21 protein-coding genes are annotated in these 20,969 nt (G+C 64.8%); 6 read left to right on the forward strand and 15 right to left on the reverse strand.

The window, feature by feature from the left end; translation table 11 throughout:
• Position 1: 1 nt before the first annotated feature.
• Positions 2-361 carry a YciI family protein gene (locus AC3ANQ_RS02040; RefSeq protein WP_488303571.1) on the reverse strand — a complete coding sequence of 120 codons (360 nt, stop codon included), beginning with the start codon at positions 359-361 and terminating at the stop codon, positions 2-4.
• A 114-nt stretch (positions 362-475) separates the two neighbouring features.
• A complete protein-coding gene (locus AC3ANQ_RS02045) occupies positions 476-1,291 on the reverse strand; it encodes a methyltransferase domain-containing protein (protein WP_488303572.1) in 816 nt (271 codons plus the stop codon).
• Positions 1,292-1,481: 190 nt separating this feature from the next.
• Here AC3ANQ_RS02045 and AC3ANQ_RS02050 point away from each other — a divergent pair, with 190 nt between their 5' ends.
• The 3 genes from AC3ANQ_RS02050 (at position 1,482) to AC3ANQ_RS02060 (ending at position 4,310) form a co-directional block, all read left to right on the forward strand.
• Positions 1,482-1,880 (forward strand): YybH family protein, encoded by a 399-nt coding sequence (locus AC3ANQ_RS02050; RefSeq protein ID WP_488303573.1) that lies wholly within the window; start codon positions 1,482-1,484, stop codon positions 1,878-1,880.
• A gap of 15 nt (positions 1,881-1,895) precedes the next feature.
• Positions 1,896-3,377: a purine-cytosine permease family protein gene (locus tag AC3ANQ_RS02055; protein ID WP_488303574.1), complete on the forward strand. Its 1,482-nt coding sequence runs from the start codon at positions 1,896-1,898 to the stop codon at positions 3,375-3,377.
• Positions 3,378-3,467: 90 nt separating this feature from the next.
• Positions 3,468-4,310 carry a hypothetical protein gene (locus AC3ANQ_RS02060; RefSeq protein WP_488303575.1) on the forward strand — a complete coding sequence of 281 codons (843 nt, stop codon included), beginning with the start codon at positions 3,468-3,470 and terminating at the stop codon, positions 4,308-4,310.
• Between the two features lie 144 nt (positions 4,311-4,454).
• On the opposite strand, the gene AC3ANQ_RS02065 is transcribed toward AC3ANQ_RS02060, so the two are convergent.
• The 13 genes from AC3ANQ_RS02065 to AC3ANQ_RS02125 form a co-directional block, all read right to left on the reverse strand.
• On the reverse strand, positions 4,455-5,681 hold the full coding sequence (locus tag AC3ANQ_RS02065) for a pyridoxal phosphate-dependent aminotransferase (protein WP_488305240.1): 1,227 nt from the start codon (positions 5,679-5,681) through the stop codon (positions 4,455-4,457).
• Between the two features lie 63 nt (positions 5,682-5,744).
• On the reverse strand, positions 5,745-6,674 hold the full coding sequence (locus tag AC3ANQ_RS02070) for a PASTA domain-containing protein (RefSeq protein WP_488303576.1): 930 nt from the start codon (positions 6,672-6,674) through the stop codon (positions 5,745-5,747).
• A 48-nt stretch (positions 6,675-6,722) separates the two neighbouring features.
• A complete protein-coding gene (locus tag AC3ANQ_RS02075) occupies positions 6,723-7,196 on the reverse strand; it encodes a hypothetical protein (RefSeq protein ID WP_488303577.1) in 474 nt (157 codons plus the stop codon).
• Positions 7,193-7,729 carry a phage tail protein gene (locus tag AC3ANQ_RS02080; RefSeq protein ID WP_488303578.1) on the reverse strand — a complete coding sequence of 179 codons (537 nt, stop codon included), beginning with the start codon at positions 7,727-7,729 and terminating at the stop codon, positions 7,193-7,195. The genes AC3ANQ_RS02075 and AC3ANQ_RS02080 overlap by 4 nt, the downstream gene beginning before the upstream one ends.
• Complete coding sequence (locus AC3ANQ_RS02085; RefSeq protein WP_488303579.1) at positions 7,716-10,418, reverse strand: baseplate J/gp47 family protein; 2,703 nt, start codon at positions 10,416-10,418, stop codon at positions 7,716-7,718. Before AC3ANQ_RS02085 ends, AC3ANQ_RS02080 begins: the two co-directional genes overlap by 14 nt.
• A complete protein-coding gene (locus tag AC3ANQ_RS02090; RefSeq protein WP_488303580.1) occupies positions 10,415-10,849 on the reverse strand; it encodes a GPW/gp25 family protein in 435 nt (144 codons plus the stop codon). Before AC3ANQ_RS02090 ends, AC3ANQ_RS02085 begins: the two co-directional genes overlap by 4 nt.
• A gap of 13 nt (positions 10,850-10,862) precedes the next feature.
• Entirely contained in the window at positions 10,863-11,204 is a 342-nt protein-coding gene (locus AC3ANQ_RS02095) for a hypothetical protein (protein WP_488303581.1), read from the reverse strand.
• Positions 11,204-12,724: a phage baseplate assembly protein V gene (locus AC3ANQ_RS02100; RefSeq protein WP_488303582.1), complete on the reverse strand. Its 1,521-nt coding sequence runs from the start codon at positions 12,722-12,724 to the stop codon at positions 11,204-11,206. Before AC3ANQ_RS02100 ends, AC3ANQ_RS02095 begins: the two co-directional genes overlap by 1 nt.
• A gap of 25 nt (positions 12,725-12,749) precedes the next feature.
• A complete protein-coding gene (locus AC3ANQ_RS02105) occupies positions 12,750-13,508 on the reverse strand; it encodes a CIS tube protein (RefSeq protein WP_488303583.1) in 759 nt (252 codons plus the stop codon).
• A gap of 1,181 nt (positions 13,509-14,689) precedes the next feature.
• Positions 14,690-15,181 (reverse strand): phage tail protein, encoded by a 492-nt coding sequence (locus AC3ANQ_RS02110; protein ID WP_268020181.1) that lies wholly within the window; start codon positions 15,179-15,181, stop codon positions 14,690-14,692.
• 1 nt (position 15,182) lies between these two features.
• Complete coding sequence (locus tag AC3ANQ_RS02115; RefSeq protein WP_488303584.1) at positions 15,183-16,472, reverse strand: phage tail sheath family protein; 1,290 nt, start codon at positions 16,470-16,472, stop codon at positions 15,183-15,185.
• A 13-nt stretch (positions 16,473-16,485) separates the two neighbouring features.
• The gene (locus tag AC3ANQ_RS02120; RefSeq protein ID WP_488303585.1) at positions 16,486-17,181 is read right to left on the reverse strand and encodes a hypothetical protein; all 696 of its coding nucleotides are present in this window, start codon (positions 17,179-17,181) and stop codon (positions 16,486-16,488) included.
• A 93-nt stretch (positions 17,182-17,274) separates the two neighbouring features.
• Positions 17,275-18,210: an NAD-dependent epimerase/dehydratase family protein gene (locus AC3ANQ_RS02125; protein ID WP_488303586.1), complete on the reverse strand. Its 936-nt coding sequence runs from the start codon at positions 18,208-18,210 to the stop codon at positions 17,275-17,277.
• Positions 18,211-18,345: 135 nt separating this feature from the next.
• Between AC3ANQ_RS02125 and AC3ANQ_RS02130 the strand changes: the two genes are divergently transcribed.
• The 3 genes from AC3ANQ_RS02130 to AC3ANQ_RS02140 are packed head-to-tail and all read left to right on the forward strand — an operon-like array spanning position 18,346 to position 20,759.
• Entirely contained in the window at positions 18,346-19,071 is a 726-nt protein-coding gene (locus tag AC3ANQ_RS02130; RefSeq protein ID WP_488303587.1) for a TetR/AcrR family transcriptional regulator, read from the forward strand.
• Positions 19,072-19,093: 22 nt separating this feature from the next.
• Positions 19,094-19,915, forward strand: coding sequence for an oxygenase MpaB family protein (locus AC3ANQ_RS02135; RefSeq protein ID WP_488303588.1), 822 nt, complete (start codon positions 19,094-19,096; stop codon positions 19,913-19,915).
• Entirely contained in the window at positions 19,908-20,759 is an 852-nt protein-coding gene (locus tag AC3ANQ_RS02140) for a DUF817 domain-containing protein (RefSeq protein ID WP_488303589.1), read from the forward strand. The genes AC3ANQ_RS02135 and AC3ANQ_RS02140 overlap by 8 nt, the downstream gene beginning before the upstream one ends.
• The last annotated feature ends 210 nt before the right edge of the window (positions 20,760-20,969 follow it).

Below are 20,969 nucleotides of genomic sequence, written 5' to 3' on the forward strand. Positions count from 1 at the left end.
GCTAGACCTCCGGCGGTGCGTCCTGGACGCGGCGCAGCTCCACGACCGGTGCGTACTTCACGATGCTGGAGCAGATTTCCACTGCCCGTTCCTCGCTGGCGACGTCCACCACCCAGTAGCCGATCAGGGATTCCTTGGCTTCGGCGAAAGGTCCATCGGTGGTGATGACGCCGTTGTCCGTCCGCTTGACCAGCTTTGCGGTGCCGGGGTCGGCCAATCCGGCGTTGAAGACCATCTCGCCGGAATCAGTGAGATCCTTGTCGATCTGGATCATGAACCCGATCATTTCCTTGATCCATTCGGGATCGGCAGTCTCCATCATGCCTTCGGCAGAACCAAACATCATGATCATGTATTTCATCTCGAACTCCTTATGAGGGGGCGCTCCGTTTGGGCGCCTTCATCCATGGGTCGGAACTGCAGACCGGTTTTCGACATAGCTTGGTGGAAAATCGCAAGAATCTTTTGCGGGCCGCTACGCCCGTGCGATGACTTCCCCGTTCGGGATCAGGAAGAAGCCATCATCAGTAGAGCCCCAACGGTGCCAACCAGCTGCAATTCGCGCCAGATCGGCCTCGTTGGCCAGCCCGTATTCCAGCGCTTGCTCGGCAAATGCCGAGTGCAGGACGCGCTCGCTCCACACCCGTGACTGCCAGCGGCGCTGCTGCGCGGTGGCGTAAAGCCAGTTGCTGCTGGAGGGAGCGACGTCGGTGAAGCCCGCCTGCTGCGCCCAGGACACGAGCCGCCGCCCGGCGTCGGGCTCTGCTCCGTTCCGGCGGGCGATCTTCTGGTAAAGCTCCATCCAATCGTCGAGCTCGCGGATCTCGGGGTACCAGCTCATGCCGTGGAAATCGGCGTCGCGCACGGCCACGATGGCACCGGGCTTGGCGACCCGCCGCATTTCGCGCAACGCGGCCACGGGGTCGGTCAGGTGCTGCAGGACTTGGTGGGCGTGGACGAGGTCGAATGTCTCGTCCTCGAAGTCCAGATCGTAGATGTTGCCGGTCACGAATTCCACATTTTCCACGCCACGTTCGGCCGCAAGCGAGGCAGCCTGGGCCACGATCTCGGCGGAACGGTCCAGACCGACTACCTTCGCGGGAGCCACCAGCTCCGCGAAGTCGCAGGTAATGCTCCCAGGTCCGCATCCGACGTCGAGCACTGATGTCCCGGGGGTGAGATGCGGGATGACAAACGCGGCAGAGTTCTCGGCTGTTCGAGAGGCATGGGCGCGTACGACGGACTCGTGGTGGCCGTGTGTGTAGACGTCTTCAGGCTTCTGCTCGTTCATAGGGAAACGCTACCCCGAGGGAGTCGAAAGCGAGCGGAACTCCCCAACGACTTTTAGGCGAAATATGTTGCCTAAAGGGCATCAATAGTTGCATACTGGATAATGTGATTCGGATCACTCCGAACGCCTGCCCGTTCGGCGGCGACATCCGCCGGACGACACGGCATTCCAGATCAGAAGTGGAGAAAGAATGAGCCCGCAGCTAACACCGGAAGAAGTCACTTCGGCAGCGGAACGGATCGTTGCGGCCTATTCGGCCATGGACGAGAACGCATATTTCAGCTCGTTCGATCCGCAGGCCACCTTCTTATTCCACGCGACCCCTGAACGGCTCACCAGCCGGGGGGACTACGAAGCACAGTGGCGCATCTGGGTGTCCGAAGGATGGAAAGTGATCAGCTGCCACAGCAGCGATCCATTCATTCAGATCTATGGCACAACCGCTGTTTTTTCCCACAGCGTGGCAACCACCACCGAAGAGCACGGACGGCGTGCAACCACCGAGGAACGGGAAACCATTGTGTTTACCCGGGCCGGCTCCGGCGGCATCTCGGCCGTGCACGAGCACCTATCACTCAACACTTTCTGATCACGGAGTCGAGCAATGACGACAGAAGCATCCGACCGACCCCGGGCACGGCCCGGCGCACCCCTGATCGAGGTCCGCTCGATCGACTGGGTTCCCGATAGCGAACGGCACGGCCGGCTGTGGCACCAGGCGCCACTATGGTTCCTGGGCAACTTCCAGTACTTCTCCATTCCGATCGGTTTCATCGGCCCATCGATGGGCCTGTCCTTCGGGTGGACGGTGGTGGCCAGCGTCCTGGGCATTGGAGTGGGAACCATTTTCATGGCCTTCCACGCCTCCCAGGGCCCCACCATGGGCCTGCCACAGATGATCCAGTCGCGGGCCCAATTCGGGTACCGGGGAGTGGTCGTTCCCTTGATCGCCACCCTTTTCACCTATGTGGCCTTCAATGTCGTTGACACTGTGCTCCTCGGTGACGGATTGGGCAGCGCTTTCGGCTGGAATCCGGCCCTCATCGCCATTGTCGCTGCCTTGGGCGCGGCGGCGCTTGCGATCTTCGGCCATGACTGGCTGCATAAGGCCTTCCGCATGCTGCTCTACATTTCCCTGCCGCTGATGCTGATTCTGACCATCGGAGTCATCTCCGGAAACGCCGGCGGAGTCGAGAGCACGACGCAGTACGGCTTCAACTGGGGCGCGTTCATGGCGCAGTTCGCCGCGGCAGCGGCATACAACATCACGTATGCCCCGTACGTCTCCGACTATTCGCGGTACCTGCCGTCCAAAACCAAGAGCCGGTCCGTCATCGCTGCCGTGTTCTTCGGCGCATCGTCGTCGGCGATCTGGCTGATCGTCCTAGGAGCCTGGCTGGCGATCCGGCTTGGCGCCACCGACGGCCTCGCCGGACTCCAGCTGGCAGGAAACACGGTTTTCGTACACCTTGGTGACGCTACCGCGTTGCTTTCGGCCATGGCCCTAGCCGCCACCATGGGAATGAACGCCTACGGCGGGATGCTCACCGTATTGACCACGGTTGATTCCGTCCGGCCCATCAAACCGACCCGCAAAGCCCGGGTCATCACTATCCTTGTCCTGACGGCGGCGTGGTATCTCATCGCCAGCACGATCACCTCCGGGGCCGTCAGCACAGTGTTCTCCTCGCTGACCTTGATGCTGTATCTTCTGGTTCCCTGGACGGCGACGAACCTGGTCGATTACTTCCTTGTCCGCAAGGGCCACTACGCCATCACGGACCTGTTCACTCCCAAAGGCATCTATGGTGCTTGGGGGTCGAGGGGTTTGATCTCCTTCGCCATCGGCCTCCTGGCTGAAATTCCCTTCATGGTTCTGCCCGAGATCGGTTCCTGGAGCTACACGGGACCCCTCGCCCAGGCGCTGGGTGGCGTCGACATTGCCTGGCTCGTCGGGCTGTTAGTCACTTCCATCGCCTACATCCTGCTCAGCCGCTCACTCAACGTGGCCGCCGAACAGGCCGCGCAGACCAGCAGCGATCAACAACTCGGCCGCGAAGAAGAAGCAGCGACCGCGGGGCATTGAGGCCCCCCGGCATCGGCAGGGAACCGCAAAGCCTTCCCGCGGATATCCCGACTGCTTGTTTTCGACCCCTGACCTCACCACAATGGACCCATGGCCGCAGAATGGCGGGGTCGGGGGTCGCAGCTGGGGCGTGGATGGGGCCTCGGCGGGCTGCATGACGGACCATCCCCGGACGCCTTGCGTCGACCGTTCTTCGTTGCGGCAGTGGCCGTCTTCGCCGTCGTCGTCCTGGCCGAAATCGGCCTTTCGATCCTCCTCGGCGGGACCGCCGTCGAGCCCGTTTCCCCTGACCAAGCGGACAAACTCGGCGTTCCTATCGACGTCTTCCTCAAAACCCAACGCGCGTCAGCTGCACCGCCGGGCGCGGGAATCGGTTTCCTTGCGTTTCTGGACGGGCTGTTGCTGTTCACCGTGGTGATGCTCGGGCTCAGCCTGATCATGGACCTCCGGGTTTACGGGCGGGTTCAAGGGATCGCCACCTTGATTGTCACGTTTCTCTGGGTGGTGGGTGCGTTCTTCACAGCCCTTTTGGCGTTGGCAAAGCTGTTCCTGATGTTCGGCCTGTTCGTGGCTGCACCGTTCGGGACTATTGCCTACCTGGCGTTATGGGGGAGTTTTCCCACGAGCCAGGCGGCAGCCATCCTTGCCCTCCTCCTGTTGCTGAAGATCGTCTTCGCGGTGCTGCTGGTCCTGAGCCAGCCGAAATTCCTGAAGGTCACCGGGCTTGTTGTGCTGCTTCTGGTATCGGTGCTCCTGCAGCTTATTCTTGGCCTGATTCACGGATTCCTCCCCGGCCCGCTCGTGTCTATCGGGGATCAGTTCTGGGCGCTCATCACGGTGGTGGTGGCCTTGGTGTGGGCGCTCATCATGCTCATCGGATCCATCCCGGCCATCGTCAACGCGCTGCGGGTCAGCGGCTCGGCAGGCGACTGACATCCCGGACGCCCGCTCACTTTTGGTGATCTTTTCGCAGACCGTCGCTCACGTCAGGTGAGTGAGGGTTGGGGGAAACGCGGCTATAGGTGAGTGAGGGTTTGGGGAAACCCCGCTATAGGTGAGTGAGGGTTGTAAGGGGCCCTACTCCGGCGGCCGGTTCCGATAGGCGGCCAGGAACGTGGCGATCCTGCGCACGGCCTCCTCGATCTCCCGGACGGAGGGCAGGATGACAAAGCGGAAGTGGTCCGGGTTTGGCCAGTTGAAAGCCGAGCCGTGGGAGACCAGGATCTTCTGGTCCTGCAGCAGGTCCAGGACGAATTTCTCGTCGCTTCCGATCGGGTAGATCTCAGGATCCAACCGCGGGAACAAATACATGGCCCCGGCCGCCGGAACGCAACTCACTCCCGGGATGGCCGTCAGGAGTTTCAAGGCCAGATCCCGTTGTTCCCGGAGCCGCCCGCCTGGCTTGATGAGTTCCTCGATGCTCTGGTAGCCGCCCAAGCAGGTTTGGATGGCGTGTTGCGCTGGAACGTTGGAGCACAACCGGAGCGAAGCCAGGAGCTCCAACGCCTCACGGTATTCAGCGGTGGCTGCGTGCGGACCGGTCACTGCGACCCATCCCGCACGGTACCCGGGCATCCGATAGGCCTTGGAGAGGCCGCTGAACGTCAGGACGCAGATATCGTCGGCCACGGAAGCGGTGTGGATGTGCTGGGCGTCCTCGTAGCGGATTTTCTCGTAGATCTCGTCGGAGAACAGGACCAGATCGTGCTTGCGTGCCAGCGCCGCGAACTGCTCCAGGATGTGGTGAGGGTATACCGCGCCCGTGGGGTTGTTCGGGTTGATGATGACGATGGCCTTGGTGCGCTTAGTGATCTTGGCTTCGACATCGGCCATGTCCGGCCACCAGTTTTGGCCCTCATCGCAGAGATAGTGCACCGGATTACCGCCAGTGAGGGTCACAGTGGCCGTCCACAAGGGATAGTCCGGCGCGGGGATGAGGACCTCGTCGCCGTTCTCCAAGAAGGCCTGCAGGGTCATGGAGATCAGTTCGCTCACACCGTTGCCGATGAAGATGTCCTCGACGCCGATATTCATCAGGTTCTTGGTCTGGTAGTACTGCGAAATCGCGGTCCGCGCCGTGAAAATCCCCTTGGAATCGCTGTACCCCTGGGCGCCTCGAAGGTGGTGGATCATGTCCACCACAACGGACTCCGGCGCTTCCAGTCCGAACGGCGCGGTGTCCCCAAGGTTCATCTTGAGGATGCGGTGCCCTTCGGCCTCCATGGTCTTGGCCGCTTGGAGGATGGGACCGCGGAGTTCATAGCGGACGTTCTGTAGTTTGCTGGAGTGCTGCATCGGACGCATGGTTGATCTTTTCATGGGCGGCACTGTTTTCGGCACCGGATTACACGCAGCATCAAGCACGCCCTACTGCTTGATCGCGCAGATCTGCGGCTGGACCATGCAAATGTTGATCGGGTTCGGCTCGATGATGATCCCCCGGATTTCTGTGCGGACCAATACCAGGGCGTTTTGGTTCACTTTGCTTCCGACATCGGGGTTGACGCCCACCACAACGCAGCTTTGCAGGAATCCTCCGGGCGAGGCTTGGCACGTGGAGCCCTGGGTGAAATCGAGCTGGATTTTCGCGGTCTGGAACGCGGTCCGCGCACTTTCGATCCGCGAGCCCAGGACCGCAGGCACCACCGATTTCACCGGCGTCGCGATCTCCAGATTGACCGTGGAACCGCGCCCGGCGGACGTGCCGCCGTCGGGGGTTTGCTTCACCACGGTGCCTGCCGTCTGCGCGCTCTCTGTTTCCGTGGTGCTCACCTTGAACCCGGCGTCCTCAAGCATTTTTACCGCTTCCGCCTGCGGCCTGCTTTCGACCGAGGGAACCGTTGCGTCCTTCAGAAGGAACCAAATCACTCCACCAATAGCCGCCAACAGCACGACGCCGCCGATGATCACCCACAGCCACGGGAATCCGGGCCTCGGCTTGGTCGGTTCGGCGGGCCTGGTGACGGTCAGCGTGACCACGTGGGCCTGGTCGGCATAGTCCTCGGGGGCGTCGTCGGCGGAGTACGCGATCAGTTTCACGGGATATGAGCCCGGTGCGGCACCGGTGGTGTCGAAATTGACCAGGTATTGCTCTGTGGCGCCGGCGGCGATGGTCCGCAATGGAGTGGGGATGGTGGTGTACGTCGGCGACGGCGGCGTGCTCTCGGTGCCGGGGAAGGCGCCTAACACCACGCGTTCAGGTCCGGGAGCTCCGTTGGTCACAGACGCCGTGAGGGAGCCTTTGCCATCCTTGAGCTCCACCGTGGGAGAACTCAGCGTCGTGGTGATGGTGCTCATGCGACAACCGCCTTTCGGGCAAGGGCAATGGAAAAGGTGACAGCCACTTCATCCGCCTGCTTCCAGGAGCTTCAGCGCACACGTGCCAACAACGCGGCACGTGATGCCCAGCTGACCCCCGGAGGTGCCGAAGGTCAGGCTGGCGGTGTCGCCTGCGGAGACGTCCTGTTCTGTTCGCGTGCCTTCCACGACGAGGGTCACAGTGACTGCCTGCTGGGGAACCAGCCGGGCACGCTTGGTGGGGCTGCCCAGATCGAACAGGCCCCCGAATTTTCTGACCTCGAAGACGCAGCTTCCCGCCACCAGCAGCTGTGTTGCCTGCGCGGAGCATTGGCCGCCTTGGCTCACGAGATCCGAGGCTGCGAGGGTGCCTCCTCTGGCAGCTTGCGAGAACCCCGCTTGCCAGCTGGCCGCCGCGTTGTTGTTCCCGCCGCCGCAACTGACGCTGAAAACCAGCACGAGCACGGCGATGACACCGCATACGACCACCGCGATGATGGGCTTCCGATTCTCATCGTTCACGAGTCCATCACCGCGATCTCGTCCGTGACGTGGGCAGGCTTGATGCCCTTGACGATTCTGCGAATCAGCTCCACTTGCCCAGCGGCAGCCGCGGGGACCAGAACCTTGATGTGGAACTCGCCCGGGACGGATTCGACGCCGAACCCCGCGATCCCGGTGGCCAGCTGCAGGAAGCGGGTGAGACCGTCCACGGTGCCCCGGCGCGCGGACAACGAGGCTGCACACGCAATCAGGTCCCGTTGCCGGGCCACCGGGACTCCTGCCGCCGCGGAGTCCACGGATTCCGGGCCTGGTAGGGTCAGCCAGTCCAGGTCCACCCAGCGCGACAAAAACGGAATGAACGACGACGGCGAGCGGCCGGGATCGGGAACGGTGTGGATGCGGTCCAAGACGTCCCGGACGGGCTGTTGCATATCCTCCGCCACGGCGATGAGGGCCTGCAGCGGCGTGCTGGTTTCAGCCGCCACTTGGTAGATCTCGGGCAGGACCTTCAGCATCGGAGAGTTACGCAGCACGGGTTCAACCATTGCCATGCACCACTTCGATCCGGTGGTCGCCCGAGCAGAACAGCCACGTGTTCGGGAGGGTCACTACGTCGTCAACCATCCGCCGCGTGCAGCTCGCCCAAGAAGCGGCGTTGTCCGTGCTCCGGTAGATCCCCTTTGGGCCGGCTGCGAGCACAAGCTGCGTACCGTCGTCGCGCATTACTCCGGACACCGCGCGGACGGGCTCGAAACGCGTCCTGTCCCGCAAGGGCAGATTGCAGTTCACATCGGGCACGCTCCACTGCGCGGAAGCCTGGCCGAGCTGCAGGCGCAGCACGCCTCCGCTCTGGGTGGCAGCATAGGCGGCATTGCCCATCACATGGACACCCCAACAACTGCCACCGGTCCAGCCCGTGTTGAACTGTTCCCAGGAAGCCATGAGGGAGGCGTCGAACTGGGTGCGGGCGAGTTCGTCGATCTTCAGGCGGAGGCAGCCGGTCCCTGTACCCTCCGGCACGGAACGGCCGAGCCAGACATAGCTTGCGCCGCCGTCATATTGGATCGCCATGCAGCGGATATCCTCGCCCGCAGATTTGATCTGATGGAAGCTGCCGGCCGCTCCGGCGTCGGGGGAGAGCCAAATGCCCGCGGAGGCTTCGGCAGCCACCACCACGCCAGTGCGTCCGCGCACGTCCACGAGTGCGTCCACCGCGTAGAAGCCGCGGTCCGGCTGGCTCGCGTCCACCACGTTCTGGACCGGGATGGCGCCCTCGCCCATGGGCAGCTCATAGAGGCCGTGCTCGCCGGCGAGCAGCAGCACCGGGACTCCCTGCCGGTCCACCCAGCACAAGTCCGCGACGACGAAGCCCAGTTCCGCGGCCCGCCGCCAGGATTCGCCGAGGTCCTCACTGACGTAGATGCGGGAGCCAGTGGGGGTCACGGTGCTGACTGCCACCATGCCGGGATGCTGTCCGGGACCGAAACCGCCAGGGCCAAATCCACCGGCGCCGAAGCGGCCCGGAGCCGGGGAACGGAAAGGCGCGATGGACCTTACCGTTTCACTGGCCGCCTCCGAGCCGAATTCGGCGCAGGCCTCCCAGCCATCGCCCGCGTTGGTAGTGCGGAAAAGCGTGCTGTCCTGGGCGACGAACCAGGTGTTGTCCTGTCCCTCGGCCTGCACCAGCGCCAAGGCATCGGTGTCCGGAACCTTGTCCATTTCGAGCCGCACCCGGTCCACGTACTGGACTCCGGGTTCGGCTTCCTCCATGGCGCGGTAGAGGTTGGAGACGCGCAGCGGCTTGCCGAAGCCTGAGCCGTAGTTGGAAGAGCTCGAGCTCAGGGGACTGATTCCTTCCGCGAGCCGGCCCACGATCCTGGATTTCACGGCCTCGGCGTCCTCATCGGGCCGGACTACGATCCTCGCGTCTACCAGCACTTGTTTATAGAGGCCCCAGCGGACCACGGGCTCTGCCCCCACGGTAGAGCGGCGGCGCAAGTACTGTTCAACCTCGAGCCGGACGCTTTCACGTGCCTGGGCGTTCAGCTCGGTGGCGCGCACAGGAACCGGTGCGGCAGCGGGGGAGCCGGGACTTGCCGGGCCGCTGGGTGCAGGTAGGCCGGTGCCGCCGTCTCCGGAAGCCGGCGCACCCGGCACGAACGGCACCAGCACCACCTCCACCTCGCCGGGTCTGGCGAAAGCCCAGATGTCCCGTCGCGTGAACGCACGCGCCCTGGCGACACCACCATGGCGCATGGCCAGGACCTCGTAGTCGCGCACCGTGACGGCCCTGTCCCGGGCCTGGAAATCCTGCGGTGCCCGGCGGAGCGCATTCTCCAGCGATTCGCCGTCGCGGCCTCCCGTGGCAGGTTCCGGGTTGCTGACCTTTACCCCCGGGATCGGGGTGCGCATGACCGTCAACTGGCCCGCGCCGACGTTGCCCCGCAGGCCTCCGCCGCCGCGGTACCAGGCGCGCACCTCGGCCCCCGGACCCGGAACAACTGCCGTCCGCGCTACGGACTCCTCGTCCCACCATGCGAACATCACGACGCCGGCACTCCGATCGATCCGGACCGGCGCCTCCCCCGGGCCGGCGTCTGCGAAGGCCTCAACTTCGCGGCAAAACCGGAAAGGCTTGCCATCTACCAGGACGGCTTCGCCGCTGCTCAACTGGGTGCCCGCGGGGACTTCTATGGCGATGGACAGGCCCGCCCCGGAGACGATGGGCGCGTTGGGAATGACGAAGCTCTGGCCCGGGCGACCCGTTCCGACGCCAATGGGGACGGCGTCGTACAACGTGACATCGGCTGCCGGGACCTGCACACTGGGCTGGCCCGCCACGAGTACGGCCGCCGTCGTCGTCGTGAACACCGGTTGAGGGGCGCCGGGCACGCCGGGCGGGCAGCTGACCTGGGTCCCTCGGGGGATGCGGATGTCCTGGCTGTCGGCACTGCTTCCCGCCGACGACCGAGTGAACTCGAGGACGGTTTCGGCAGTGCTGGGCGGGTACAGGCTGGTGCCGAGAAGGTTCAAGTAGACCGCATACAGCTTTTCCGGCACCCGGTTGAGCCGGTACATCAGGGTGTCCGTGAGGTAAGCGAAAGCCTCAAGGATGGTGATGCCGGGATCATGGACAGAGAGGTCCGTCCAATCCGGGGCAATCTGCTGGATGCGCTCGCGGGCACCGGCCACGAGGTCTGCGAAGCTGCGATCGTCAAGATTCGGCACGGGGATACTCATGCTGCACCTCCGGAATCGACGGGCAGGGCGATGGCGAGCTGGTCCTCGAGCTGGGTGGAACGGACCCGGTATCGCAACCGGACCTCCAGCACTTCAGGACTTTCGGGGGACCGGGATGCATCCAAGGACAAGACGGTGATCCGGGGCTCCCATTGCTCCACAGCCCGGGCAACATAATGGATGGCCAAGCCTGCCGTGGTGTCATCCGCGGGCGCGAACGCGAGCCGGAACAGATGGCAGCCGTAGGTGGGCCGGGTGACGCGCTCGCCGGGCCTGGTGCTCAGCAGCAGGAGGAGCGCCTGGCGCACGGAAGCTGCATCCGTGACGGTGGCGAGCCGTCCGTCGGGGGTCACCCGCAAGCCGGGAAGGCCGGTGGCGGCATCGAAGTCCGGGTGGACGAAGGCCACCGACTTGTATCTTGGGATGCTCACGGCTGGCCGCCTCTCATGACCCCGCCGCCACGAATTCCTGGCCCGGCCTCCGGACCGTGTACTTCACGGCACCGGGCGGAGTGCCGTCCGTGTAGCCCTCCACAGTGTCCAGGCAGACCTTCTTGCCCCCGATCCGGACAAAACCCGAATAGCCCTTGATCACCGGCAGGGTCTTGTTGCAGGGCTTGATGTTGAGGCCGACGTTGGGGCACATGCTGATGTCGCGTCCTTGGGGATCGTTGTCGACCAAAACCGGCGAATCGGCAACGCGGACCCACTGCTGGGAAGGCACGTTTTCCACCTTGCCGTCGTGCCCGCAGCGCAGGATGGCCTCCTTGACCAGGAACTTCAGCATCAGGCCTCCTCGAAATCGACGGTCTTGGCACGGATCTTCATGGCCTTGCCCGGTGCCTCCAGGAGCAGGTCCGTTGCCGAGGTGATCCGCAGCTTCTCCGGCCCGAGTTCCACCGTGGAGCCGTGCCCGTCCGTGAAACTGATGGTGCGGCTGCCGCCGTCGAGCACTATCTGCTGGCCGTCAGCGCTCCGGAAGGTGAAGCGGCTGTCCCGCGGTGTGTTCACTGTGTTGTCCGGCGTCTGCTCCCTGCCGTAGAGCCCGCCCAGAATGATCGCCTGCGCCGGATCCGTGGCGGGCAGCAGGACCAGCACGGTGTCCTCCGGGGCGGGCGGCACCACGAAACCTTTCCCCGCTCCGGCTCCCATTGTCAGGACGGGTGCCCAGGCTGATTCCAGCGGCGGATATGCGGGGAGCCGGACCCGTGCCCGGCCGCGTCCTTCCGGATCTTCCACGTCTAGGACCGTGCCCAGGGTGAAGACGTCGGGACGCCGGGCGGTCGGGGGTTCCGGGGGACGTGTGGTGATGGTGGTTTCGTAACCTGTGCCGTCCAGCTTGTGAGTGGCGGTGGCAATTGCGTAGGTGCCTTCGAGCGACGTCGCGAGTCCGCGCACGCGAACCCGGCGCCCGGCGCGGAGGCGGGGATCGCCGTCGGCCACGAAGACGGCGGTGACTTGCCCCGCCATCCGGACGTCCAGTTCCGCCTGGGCCAGGCCATGGGCCAGGGATTCGTCGGCGAAGGACTCGTTGTCGCGCAGGAGCTCGCCGCCAGCGCCAACACTGGTGAGCGCAGGGTCTGCGGAGACGTTGGCCTTCGCGTCGCTGTTCCCTGCGGAGGCCTGCTGCACCGAGGCGTCCTCGGACCGCCAGCCCGTGGTCTTGGCACCGAGGTACGCCGGCTCCTGGCTCAACTCCACCTCGGCCGAATGCAGGCTGCTGCCCAGTTCCAGCTCAATCGGTTCGCCTTCGCCGGACAAGTCCGTGAGCCTCAGCGCATCGCCATCCACCACGGGATACGCACCCACCCGGGTGCTCTGCTCCACCAAGAGACTCAAGTCCGAGCGGGCACATTGGTACACATCACCGAGCCGGGTTGCGCCGCCCACCACTTGCAGCCCCGTGCCCTCCGTGAGTGTGCGGGCCAGCCCGGCGAGATCGACGTCGCTGTGCAGCCGGGTGAACTGGCGTTTCCTCAGCCGGTGCAGGGCATCGTAGGCGCGGACTCTGACTTCCTGCGAAAGATCTGCCCCGTAGCTGTGCTCCACCACAGTCACTTCGCCCACGAAAAGAGGAGTGCGTTGGCCCCCCAATTCCACGCGCAGCGCATCCCCGGGGGCGGGGTCCACTCCGCCGCGTGCCGTCGCCGAGCGTCCCGGGCCGGGGCGCCAGCTAATGAGGCACTGGGCTGGCCTGGCGAGCGAGCTGAGGACTTGCACGGAGATGATAGCCGCGGTTTCGGCCGCGGAGAGGCGGCGCCGCCCGAGGGTGACGATGAGTTCCGGGAGGCCCTGGAGCTGCCTCATCGGGCTGGGCCCTTCACGGGGCGCCTCATGGCACCTCGCCAACCGGGGGAACGGCGAGGGGACCGTTGAAGTGGGCGGGATCGTCGATATTGTTGTACTCCAGCAGCAACTTCCACAGCAGCGGCGTGCCAAAGGCGGCCAGGCTGAGGCGCCCCAACTCACCCGGCGGAACCTCCGGAAGCAGTTCGCCGCCGTCGGGCGCTGTTGCGTCCCTGTCCGTGCTGCCGTCGCCGCCCACCGCGAGCGTATCCACGGGCGGCGCCGTTAGATCAACGGCCGGCAGCCGCTGGGCGAGCTCGTAATTCTCGCCCCCTTCCTCGTCCGCGCTTTGCCCGACCCGCACGAACACCATGCGCATCCACGAGCGCAAGGGGGAGCCATCCGGGGAAAAGCGGTCGAAGCGCTCCGCCACTTCAGTCACGATCCCGGGCACGTTCCATGCGCGCCCCCACACGAACCGGACCGACGGCGGCCGGCGTTGCCTCTCCACCTCGGCCGAGTTCTCCGCGAGCGCCCAGATGGGCCGCGTCATCTGGCGTACGTCCTGGACATGGAGCGACGCCGGCGCGAGGTCGACGTCGAACAGGAGATCCAGGCGAAGCTCGGTGTGTCCGCCTCCGGTGAAGAGCAAGGGATCGTCCGCGAGGCCCGTTCCCGTCAGCTTGCCGCCCGCCGAACGCCGCGGCTCAACACCGGCCGTCCGTGACATCACCACCGTCTCCGGATTGAGCAGGCAGCCAAGGTGTTCCCCGGTGTCCTCGATCAGGAAAGCGACGCGTTCCATGTCAGATCGCCAACTGTTCGCGGTTCAGCCGGGCGGCGCGGGCCATCGCTGCTGCTGCCGCCGATGTTTCCCCCGCGGGCTGCGGTGCGGGGCGCGGGGTCAGTTCCGGCCAGTTTCCGGCTATAGGTGCGGCGGGGGTGCGTGCCAGTGTTGCGCTTGGGTGGCCTTGATGCTCTGTGTTATTCAAGACGACGACGGCGGGAGCCGCTTCCGGCGGCCGGTGCAGTGGTGTTGCGGGCGGCTGAGGGGCGGTTGCGTTGGATGCGCTGATTACGGCAGCCGGGGCTGCGCTCGGTGGGCTGGTTTCGATGGCCGCGGCTGGGGGTCCTGGATGATGTGTTGCCGGACCAGGGGCCGGCCGGGTTGTCGCGTTGGCTGAAGGCGTCCCGTGAAGTCTCAGGAGGTGGCGCGGTTGCGGGGCATCCGGGGATGCGGACTCAGAACCGGTGGCCGCCAGGGTTTCGACCGAATCCTTGCTCGGGGACGGTCGCACGGAGGGAAAGGAGGCCGCCGCCGGTTTCGGGGCGCGGACGGGCGGGGAGCTAGCGGCCTGAGCACTCTGGAGGCGTTTGCCCAGCGTCAGCCGGGGGAGGAAAGACGACTTTAAGGCGGTTGGGGCTTCGGAGACGGTCACGGCGTCGGCGGGAGAGAGAGCGCCCGGCGCCGGACCGTCGTCGAGGACTGGATTTTCGCGGGTGTACCGCGGCGGCTCGGGCTCAAAGACGCGGTCTAGGTTTGAGGCGGGACTACCGGTTTCCCTGACGGTATTCGGGCCGTATATGTCCGGATGTGAGCGAGCGTTGGGGCTAGAGGGGGGTATATCTGCAGGAGCGTCGGGGGTGGATGGGACCAGGCCGGCGTCGCGCAATAACCGTACCCAATGCTCCGGTGCGCCGGACATGTCCAGTCTTCGTACCGGCGTCGGGCCCTCCGTTCCAACTCCGCCCTCCGTTCCAACTCCGCCCTGGGTTCCAACTCCGCCCTGGGTTCCAACTCCGCCTTGGGCTCCAATCCCGCCCTGGGTTCCAACCCCGCGCGGCATTCCAACTACTCCAGCAGGCCGACCACCACTCCGGGAGCCGGGCGCTGCTCCAGGGTGCAGCGGCGGTTCCAGCCTCTCCGCAAGTTCCCGGAGCCGCCGCGCCACCGAACGACGCCACGGGTTCCGGGGCCACCTCCCATCAAGCCACGGGAGCGCGGGCATCGTCGAGCTCCAGGCGGTCGTACGCGATGCTGAGGGATTCGATGGCCAGGTCCTTTCCGAGGGCATCCAACGGGGCTCCGAACCAGTCGCACGGCCAGGCGCCCAGCAAGTTCCAGCGGCGGACCTCCACCGAGCCTGCGTCGTTGAGCATGGCGATGGAGACGTTGCGGCGCTCCACATGCCCGTCCACGGCCTTGAATAGCCATTGGAGCATTTCGGTGGAGTCGGTGAGTCCGTAGCGGAGCGTCACCGGGGTGTACTCGACCTGGCCGGGGATAACGCGGACTGTGCTGTTCTCGCCACCGGAGCGGTACAAGATTCGGTCGATTTTCAGCCCGAGGCCTTCAACCTTGGTGAAATGTCCCTGGACCACGCCTTGGATGACGAGTTTGAAGTTGTAGGCGCGGTACGGGTCCACGACGTTCCCGGGTTGGGCAGCAGGGGCCGGGGTGCTTGGCTGCGTGCTCATTTCAGGCTCCTGCGCTCTCTGTCTCGCTGGTGTTGTCGGCCGATTGCATGAGCTTGAAGATCACGAATTCGGCAGGTTTGACCGGTGCGATGCCGATCAGTGTGACAACCTGCCCGGCATCGCGGACTTCGGGCGGGTTGGTTTCTTCGTCGCATTTCACAAAGAAGGCCTGTTGAGGAGTAGTCCCCAACAGCGCCCCGTCCCGCCACACATTGGTCAGGAATGCGCCGATGTCGCGGCGGATGGACTTCCACAACGTGTGGTCGTTGGGTTCAAAGACCACCCAGCGCGTTCCGTCGGCCACGGATTCCTTGATCATGTTGGTCAGCCTGCGGACGTTGACGTACCGGTATTCGCTGGCCTCGGGTGCCTTGGTCCGGGCACCCCAGATGCGGATGCCCTCGCCTGGGAAATAGCGGATGCAGTTCACCCCGGCCGGGTTCAGCACTTCCTGTTCGCCGCGGCTGACCCGCCGGACCAGGTCCAGCGCCCCTTGGATGGGTTCGTTGGCGGGAGCCTTGTGGACACCGCGAGTCGCGTCGACGCGCGCCCAGACCCCGGCAACATGGCCCGACGGCGGTTGGGTCACCTTCTTGCCGGATACTGGATCGATCATGACAATCCAGGGGAAGTACAGGGCGGTGTAGCCGCCGGGGGATTGGGGAGCACCGATCGCGTCCTCGCCAGTTGCCCGCTCGGCGTTCGGCTTGTCGGAGCCGGTCTTGGGGTCGTCAGACTTGTCCGGGTCGCCTTCGTCGTCCGCTTTCGCGCCGGTGGACTTTGGCGTGTCCGGCACACCGGACGTCGCCGCCCGGGTGAGGGCTCCGACGTCGTCCACTTTCTCTGGAGTGTCCATGATTGCCATGCGATCCTGCCGCAAGGGATGCTCCACGTGGGCCTGCAGCGCCGCGTACGCTTCGGCGTCGGCGTATCCGGGGGCGGCCACCATGGAGATGTCGTCGATCGCTTCGAACAGGGTCACTCCGCTGGGCTTTGCGGCAGTGCCGGTGAGGCTGCCGCCGGTACCGATGTTGACCACGTAACAGCGGCTGCCGCCGTTGGCGAAGAATCCGAAGACCGCGTTGGACAGGGGTGTCCCCTGCGCGGATTTGCCCACGTATTGGTCCACGAACTGGGTCCAGTTGTCCAGAACCCTTGCTTCATCCGGATACGCCAAAGGGTCCGGGGAAACTCCTACAAAACCGGCAATGCTGGTGCTGACCTGGCCGATCGAGCGTGCACCGCTGGGCACTTCCTGTACATACACTCCCGGCGCCTGGTAATTCGCCATGGTGTGCTCCCTTTCACTCCCACCGGATGATGACCGGCAGGCTGCTCGTGTCTGCTGAGACTTCACGTTCAGTGCCGCGGACAGCCACGACAAAGTGCTGGAGTTCGTCCGCCGAGGCCAGGACCTCGAAATGGCCGGTGGGATCGCTCACGACGGCGGTGACGGACGAATGCGGGCGGATATAGGCGTCGGGGATGCCTTTGTTATGGACGTCGACAAGCCTGCCGTGGATCCGGCGCGCCACGCTGGTGGTGGCGACGAGGGGTTCAGTGACCGGCGGGCCGAAAGGCTCGTCGAGACGTATCCCCACCGGGACGCGGATCAGGAAACCGAGGCCTTGGCGGATACCGGAATCATATTCGTCCGGCTGGAATTCGCCGCTGGAGACCACCGAGTACTGGGTGTTTTGCTCGATGGCAAGCAGGAGCTTCTCCATGTTGTCCAGTTGCGTGGGACCGTGGCATTCCACGGCTACTTTGAGTTCGAGGTCCAGTAGGGGCCCGTCCCGCCGGGAGCGGCCCACCCTGTTCATCGCGACGGCGTGGACAGTTACAGGTGCGTCGGTGGATTGGCCGGTAGGTGGCACGGAGCCGTCATCGAAGCGGACACGCTCGGGCGAAATGGCGTCAGAGAGCACCCCGAGGAGCTCGGTCAACGATGATCGCACAACACCCACGGTGACACCCCAGTCCACGAAAGTGGCCAGCACAGCCGATGTGCACTACGTTACTCCCGCAGTGGCCTGCGAGTCACTGGGACCTCAGGAATAACTCCATTCGATGGTTCGGCTTTTGGGGAGGCATCAGCGGGCTGCCACGGGTTCCTGATCCCGCCACCAGGCCACTGTTGCCGCCATGGCGTCGGCAAGCGGCGTCGGCTCAAGCCCGAGTTTGACCTGGCTCGCGGTGGAGTCCATGACGAACGGCCGCTCGAACTGGTACAGCATTTCGGCCAGCTCCCGCATGTCCGTGGAAAACAAGCCAAGGGTCCGGAGCAGCCAACCCGGGACCACACTTAACTTCGGTTCCGGAACGCCGGCGGAGCGTGCGAAGTTTCCCGCGATTTCCCGCATTGTCATGGCGGGGCCTGTCGGGGCGTGCAGCACTGAGTTCCAGAGTTCGGGCTTTTGCGCGGCGCCGATCATGGCTGCGGCAAGGTCCGGGACGTAGGTGAAGGAATGGGGCTGATCGGCGTTTCCAAGGACCTGGACCGTTTTGCCTTTGAGGACCAGTGGGACCATGCGCTCGCCGGCATGCGCCAGGCGGGCCCGTGGCCCGAAGAAATCGCCAGCCACCACGCTGACCGTGTTGGCCGGGTGGGCCTGCCGTGCCTTCAAGAGCGCCGTCCGGATTCCGCGCTTACCGCCGGCTGCCTCACGCGGGCTCCCCTCGGTGATGGTCTTGTCCGGCTCGCTGTACGAGTAGGGACTTTCCGGGAAGACGACGACGGCGCCTGCCGCCGCTGCGGCGTCCATCACCACTTTCTCCGCTCCAGGAAGTTCGGCCGCCCAGGCTTTGGCGCGGTAGGCAGAACCGTGGATGCAGTGAAAGACGGCCGTGGCGCCGTCGAAGGCTTGCGCCAACTTGGCCGGGTTCGAGACGTCCACGCGGAGCCTCTCGATCAGCGGATGGTCCGGGCCGCTGCCGGAGCGAGTCAGGACGCGAACCTGTTCTCCGTGCTCCGCGAGCTGCTCGGCAGTGGTCCATCCGACGGGGCCTGCTCCAGTGACGACATACATGGTGGTGCTCGCTTTCTGATGGGATTGGATTGGAGAGCAGTGCTCTCTGAATTCAGAATGGTCCCTTCCCGTTTGCATGTCAAGAGCACTGCTCACATTTGTTGTCGGTGCTCTCATTTGTGGCATGCTAGATGCATGAACCCCGCTCCCGCCGCAGCAGCCAAGCAATCGACGCCCCGCGCGCGCGCCCGGGCCCAGACCGTGGCGGACATCATCCGGCTGGGCCGCCAGCACCTCGCTCTGCACGGGGCCGCGGGTCTGTCCCTGCGGGCCGTGGCAAGAGATCTCGGCGTGGTTTCCTCTGCCGTGTACCGCTATGTGGAGAGCCGGGACGAACTTCTGACCCTTCTCCTGATTGACGCTTACGGCGAGTTGGGCGACGAGGTGGATGCCGCCGTCGACGCCCTCCCCGACGATGACTACCGCGGAAGGTTCCTGGCGCTCGGGCGGGCCGTTCGCAAGTGGGCCCTGCGCGAACCCGCCAGTTATGCCCTGCTGTTCGGCAGCCCGGTGCCCGGATACCAAGCACCGGCCGAGCGCACAACCGAACCCGGGACGCGCGTGATTTACCGGATGGTGGGAATCTTCGATGCCGCCCACCGCGCAGGTGCCCTGGCCGCGGACGTGGCGCCCGCCGTCGTCGTTCCTCCTGCTCTTGCTGCAGACCTCCAAGCCATCCGGGCCGAACTGGGCCTCGCCGTTCCTGAGCCGGCCTTGGCCCGGGGTGTGCTGGTGTGGACATCGGTCTTCGGCGCGGTCAGCTTCGAGGTGTTCGGCCAATACGGGGCGGATACGTTCGCGGCCCGGGAGGAACTGTTTGATCACCAGTTGGAGGTCCTGCTGGGGATCGTGGGGTTGTAGCCGCCGACGGTAGAGTATCTAGATGGCTCGCGGACTTGTTGACATCGGCGCGGAGGGCGTTTTGCTCGCCGGGGCGGGCCGCGCCATCCTGATGCAGATCGCCGATCCGGCGGTCGGCCACGGCGTCGCGGAGCACAGCAACTTCGCCGAACGGCCGCTGGACCGGCTCCGCGCCACCATGACGTACGTCTATGCCGTGGTCTATGGCACCGAGCAGCAATTGGCTGCGGTTCGCCGGGCCGTGAACCGTGCGCACGCACCCGTTCGGCGGGCGGCGGACGATTCCACCCCGGGGTATAACGCCTTCAACGCGCAATCCCAGTTGTGGGTGGTGGCGACCCTCTATGACACCGCGGTCACCGTGTACGAAAAAATCCACGGAACGCTCGACGACGACGCCGCCGATCGTATCTATCGTGAGTACGCGCAGATCGGGACAGCCCTTCAGCTGCCCTCCGAAGTCTGGCCCGAGGACCGCTCGGCCTTCGCCAGGTACTGGCAAGAATCGTTGGGGAAGCTGGAACCGGACGCGGCGGCTTTGAGGGTTGCCCGCGAACTCCTGTATCCCGTGAGTGGGCCGCTCTTGTTGCGCGTGAGCATGCCGTTGGCCCGTTTGCTCACCGCGGGACTGCTGCCCGAGCAGCTTCGGGAGGGTTTCGGGCTGCCTTGGAATGCGTGGCAACGGCGCAGTTTTGATGGCACAATGCGTCTCTTGGCTATGGCCTATCCCAAGTTGCCGGAGAAGGTCAGGCATTGGCCGAAGAACTATTATCTTGGCCAACTCGGCCCAGCCAAGAATCGCACGGGCCCGGCGAGGGCGGGCCAGCAGCACTCCGATGCGTGAACTCACCGCGGTAGAAGAACTTATCGATGGGAGTGCAAGCCGCTTCCTCGGCCCCGCCCCTGCCCAGGGCCTTCGAACCAGGCTCACTGAGTTCACCGTGTTCGGCCTCAAGCAAGCATGGGCTTGCATCTTCGGCGCTTCGCTCCTCGCCGTGATCTTCGGGGCGCACCTTTGGTACCCGGCCGACGCAGGCCTGGCCCGGAACGATTTCCTGACGATCGCCGCCGTGGTCATCCAGGTACTCATGGTGGCTACGAAGCTGGAAACCTTGCGCGAGCTCAGGGTGATCGTGCTCTTCCACTTGGTGGGGACGGTCATGGAACTGTTCAAGACCGACGTCGGCTCGTGGTCCTACGAGGCTGAGGGCGTCCTCCGGGTCGGCGCTGTTCCGCTCTTCAGCGGCTTCATGTACGCGGCGGTCGGCTCCTACATGGTGCGGGTTTACCGGGTTTTTGACCTGCGCTTCGCCAGGTATCCAAGGCGTTGGATCACCGCGGTCCTGGCCGCGGCCATCTACGTGAACTTCTTTTCGCACCACTACATCGTTGATGCCCGCTGGATCCTGCTGGCCGCCGTCGTCGTGCTCTATGGCCGGTGCGTCATGCACTTCCGGGTGTTCCGACGCCGGTTCCGGATGCCGCTGATCGTGGCATTCCTACTGGTGGCGCTCTTCATCTGGATTGCCGAAAATATCGCAACCTGGTCTCATGCCTGGCTGTATCCGAGCCAGTTGGATGGCTGGCACTTGGTGTCACCGGACAAGCTTGTCTCGTGGTTCCTCCTGATGATCATCTCCGTGGTGCTCGTGGCCTGGGTCTACAAGCCGACGCCGCCTGACGTCTGACTGAACACCCGCCGTCGACATCGCCGGAACGCTGCGGAGTCGCCGGAGCGCTCACGCGAACCGGCACTGTTCCCGCGAGTTCGACGTCGGCCCTCCGGGGTTGAGCGTAGTTGACTCAACTCTGGATTGACTTTGAGCGAGGCCTGAGTACAGTTGAGTGCAGAACGCTCAACTAGCCGAATGTTGAGTGCTCCCCGGCTCCAAACCCTT

The sequence above is a fragment of the Arthrobacter sp. DMZ02-1R genome, from assembly GCF_057747935.1.

Excerpts from the sequence above, each read along its gene's own strand:
- AC3ANQ_RS02055 (WP_488303574.1), top strand. The coding sequence starts at position 1,896 with ATGACGACAGAAGCATCCGACCGACCCCGGGCACGGCCCGGCGCACCC.
- AC3ANQ_RS02105 (WP_488303583.1), bottom strand. The coding sequence starts at position 13,508 with ATGGAACGCGTCGCTTTCCTGATCGAGGACACCGGGGAACACCTTGGC.
- AC3ANQ_RS02070 (WP_488303576.1), bottom strand. The coding sequence starts at position 6,674 with ATGAGCACCATCACCACGACGCTGAGTTCTCCCACGGTGGAGCTCAAG.
- AC3ANQ_RS02140 (WP_488303589.1), top strand. The coding sequence starts at position 19,908 with ATGCGTGAACTCACCGCGGTAGAAGAACTTATCGATGGGAGTGCAAGC.
- AC3ANQ_RS02125 (WP_488303586.1), bottom strand. The coding sequence starts at position 18,210 with ATGTATGTCGTCACTGGAGCAGGCCCCGTCGGATGGACCACTGCCGAG.
- AC3ANQ_RS02135 (WP_488303588.1), top strand. The coding sequence starts at position 19,094 with ATGGCTCGCGGACTTGTTGACATCGGCGCGGAGGGCGTTTTGCTCGCC.
- AC3ANQ_RS02085 (WP_488303579.1), bottom strand. The coding sequence starts at position 10,418 with ATGAGTATCCCCGTGCCGAATCTTGACGATCGCAGCTTCGCAGACCTC.
- AC3ANQ_RS02050 (WP_488303573.1), top strand. The coding sequence starts at position 1,482 with ATGAGCCCGCAGCTAACACCGGAAGAAGTCACTTCGGCAGCGGAACGG.
- AC3ANQ_RS02045 (WP_488303572.1), bottom strand. The coding sequence starts at position 1,291 with ATGAACGAGCAGAAGCCTGAAGACGTCTACACACACGGCCACCACGAG.
- AC3ANQ_RS02060 (WP_488303575.1), top strand. The coding sequence starts at position 3,468 with ATGGCCGCAGAATGGCGGGGTCGGGGGTCGCAGCTGGGGCGTGGATGG.
- AC3ANQ_RS02100 (WP_488303582.1), bottom strand. The coding sequence starts at position 12,724 with ATGAGGCAGCTCCAGGGCCTCCCGGAACTCATCGTCACCCTCGGGCGG.
- AC3ANQ_RS02115 (WP_488303584.1), bottom strand. The coding sequence starts at position 16,472 with ATGGCGAATTACCAGGCGCCGGGAGTGTATGTACAGGAAGTGCCCAGC.
- AC3ANQ_RS02110 (WP_268020181.1), bottom strand. The coding sequence starts at position 15,181 with ATGAGCACGCAGCCAAGCACCCCGGCCCCTGCTGCCCAACCCGGGAAC.
- AC3ANQ_RS02130 (WP_488303587.1), top strand. The coding sequence starts at position 18,346 with ATGAACCCCGCTCCCGCCGCAGCAGCCAAGCAATCGACGCCCCGCGCG.
- AC3ANQ_RS02040 (WP_488303571.1), bottom strand. The coding sequence starts at position 361 with ATGAAATACATGATCATGATGTTTGGTTCTGCCGAAGGCATGATGGAG.
- AC3ANQ_RS02065 (WP_488305240.1), bottom strand. The coding sequence starts at position 5,681 with ATGCGTCCGATGCAGCACTCCAGCAAACTACAGAACGTCCGCTATGAA.
- AC3ANQ_RS02095 (WP_488303581.1), bottom strand. The coding sequence starts at position 11,204 with ATGCTGAAGTTCCTGGTCAAGGAGGCCATCCTGCGCTGCGGGCACGAC.
- AC3ANQ_RS02080 (WP_488303578.1), bottom strand. The coding sequence starts at position 7,729 with ATGGCAATGGTTGAACCCGTGCTGCGTAACTCTCCGATGCTGAAGGTC.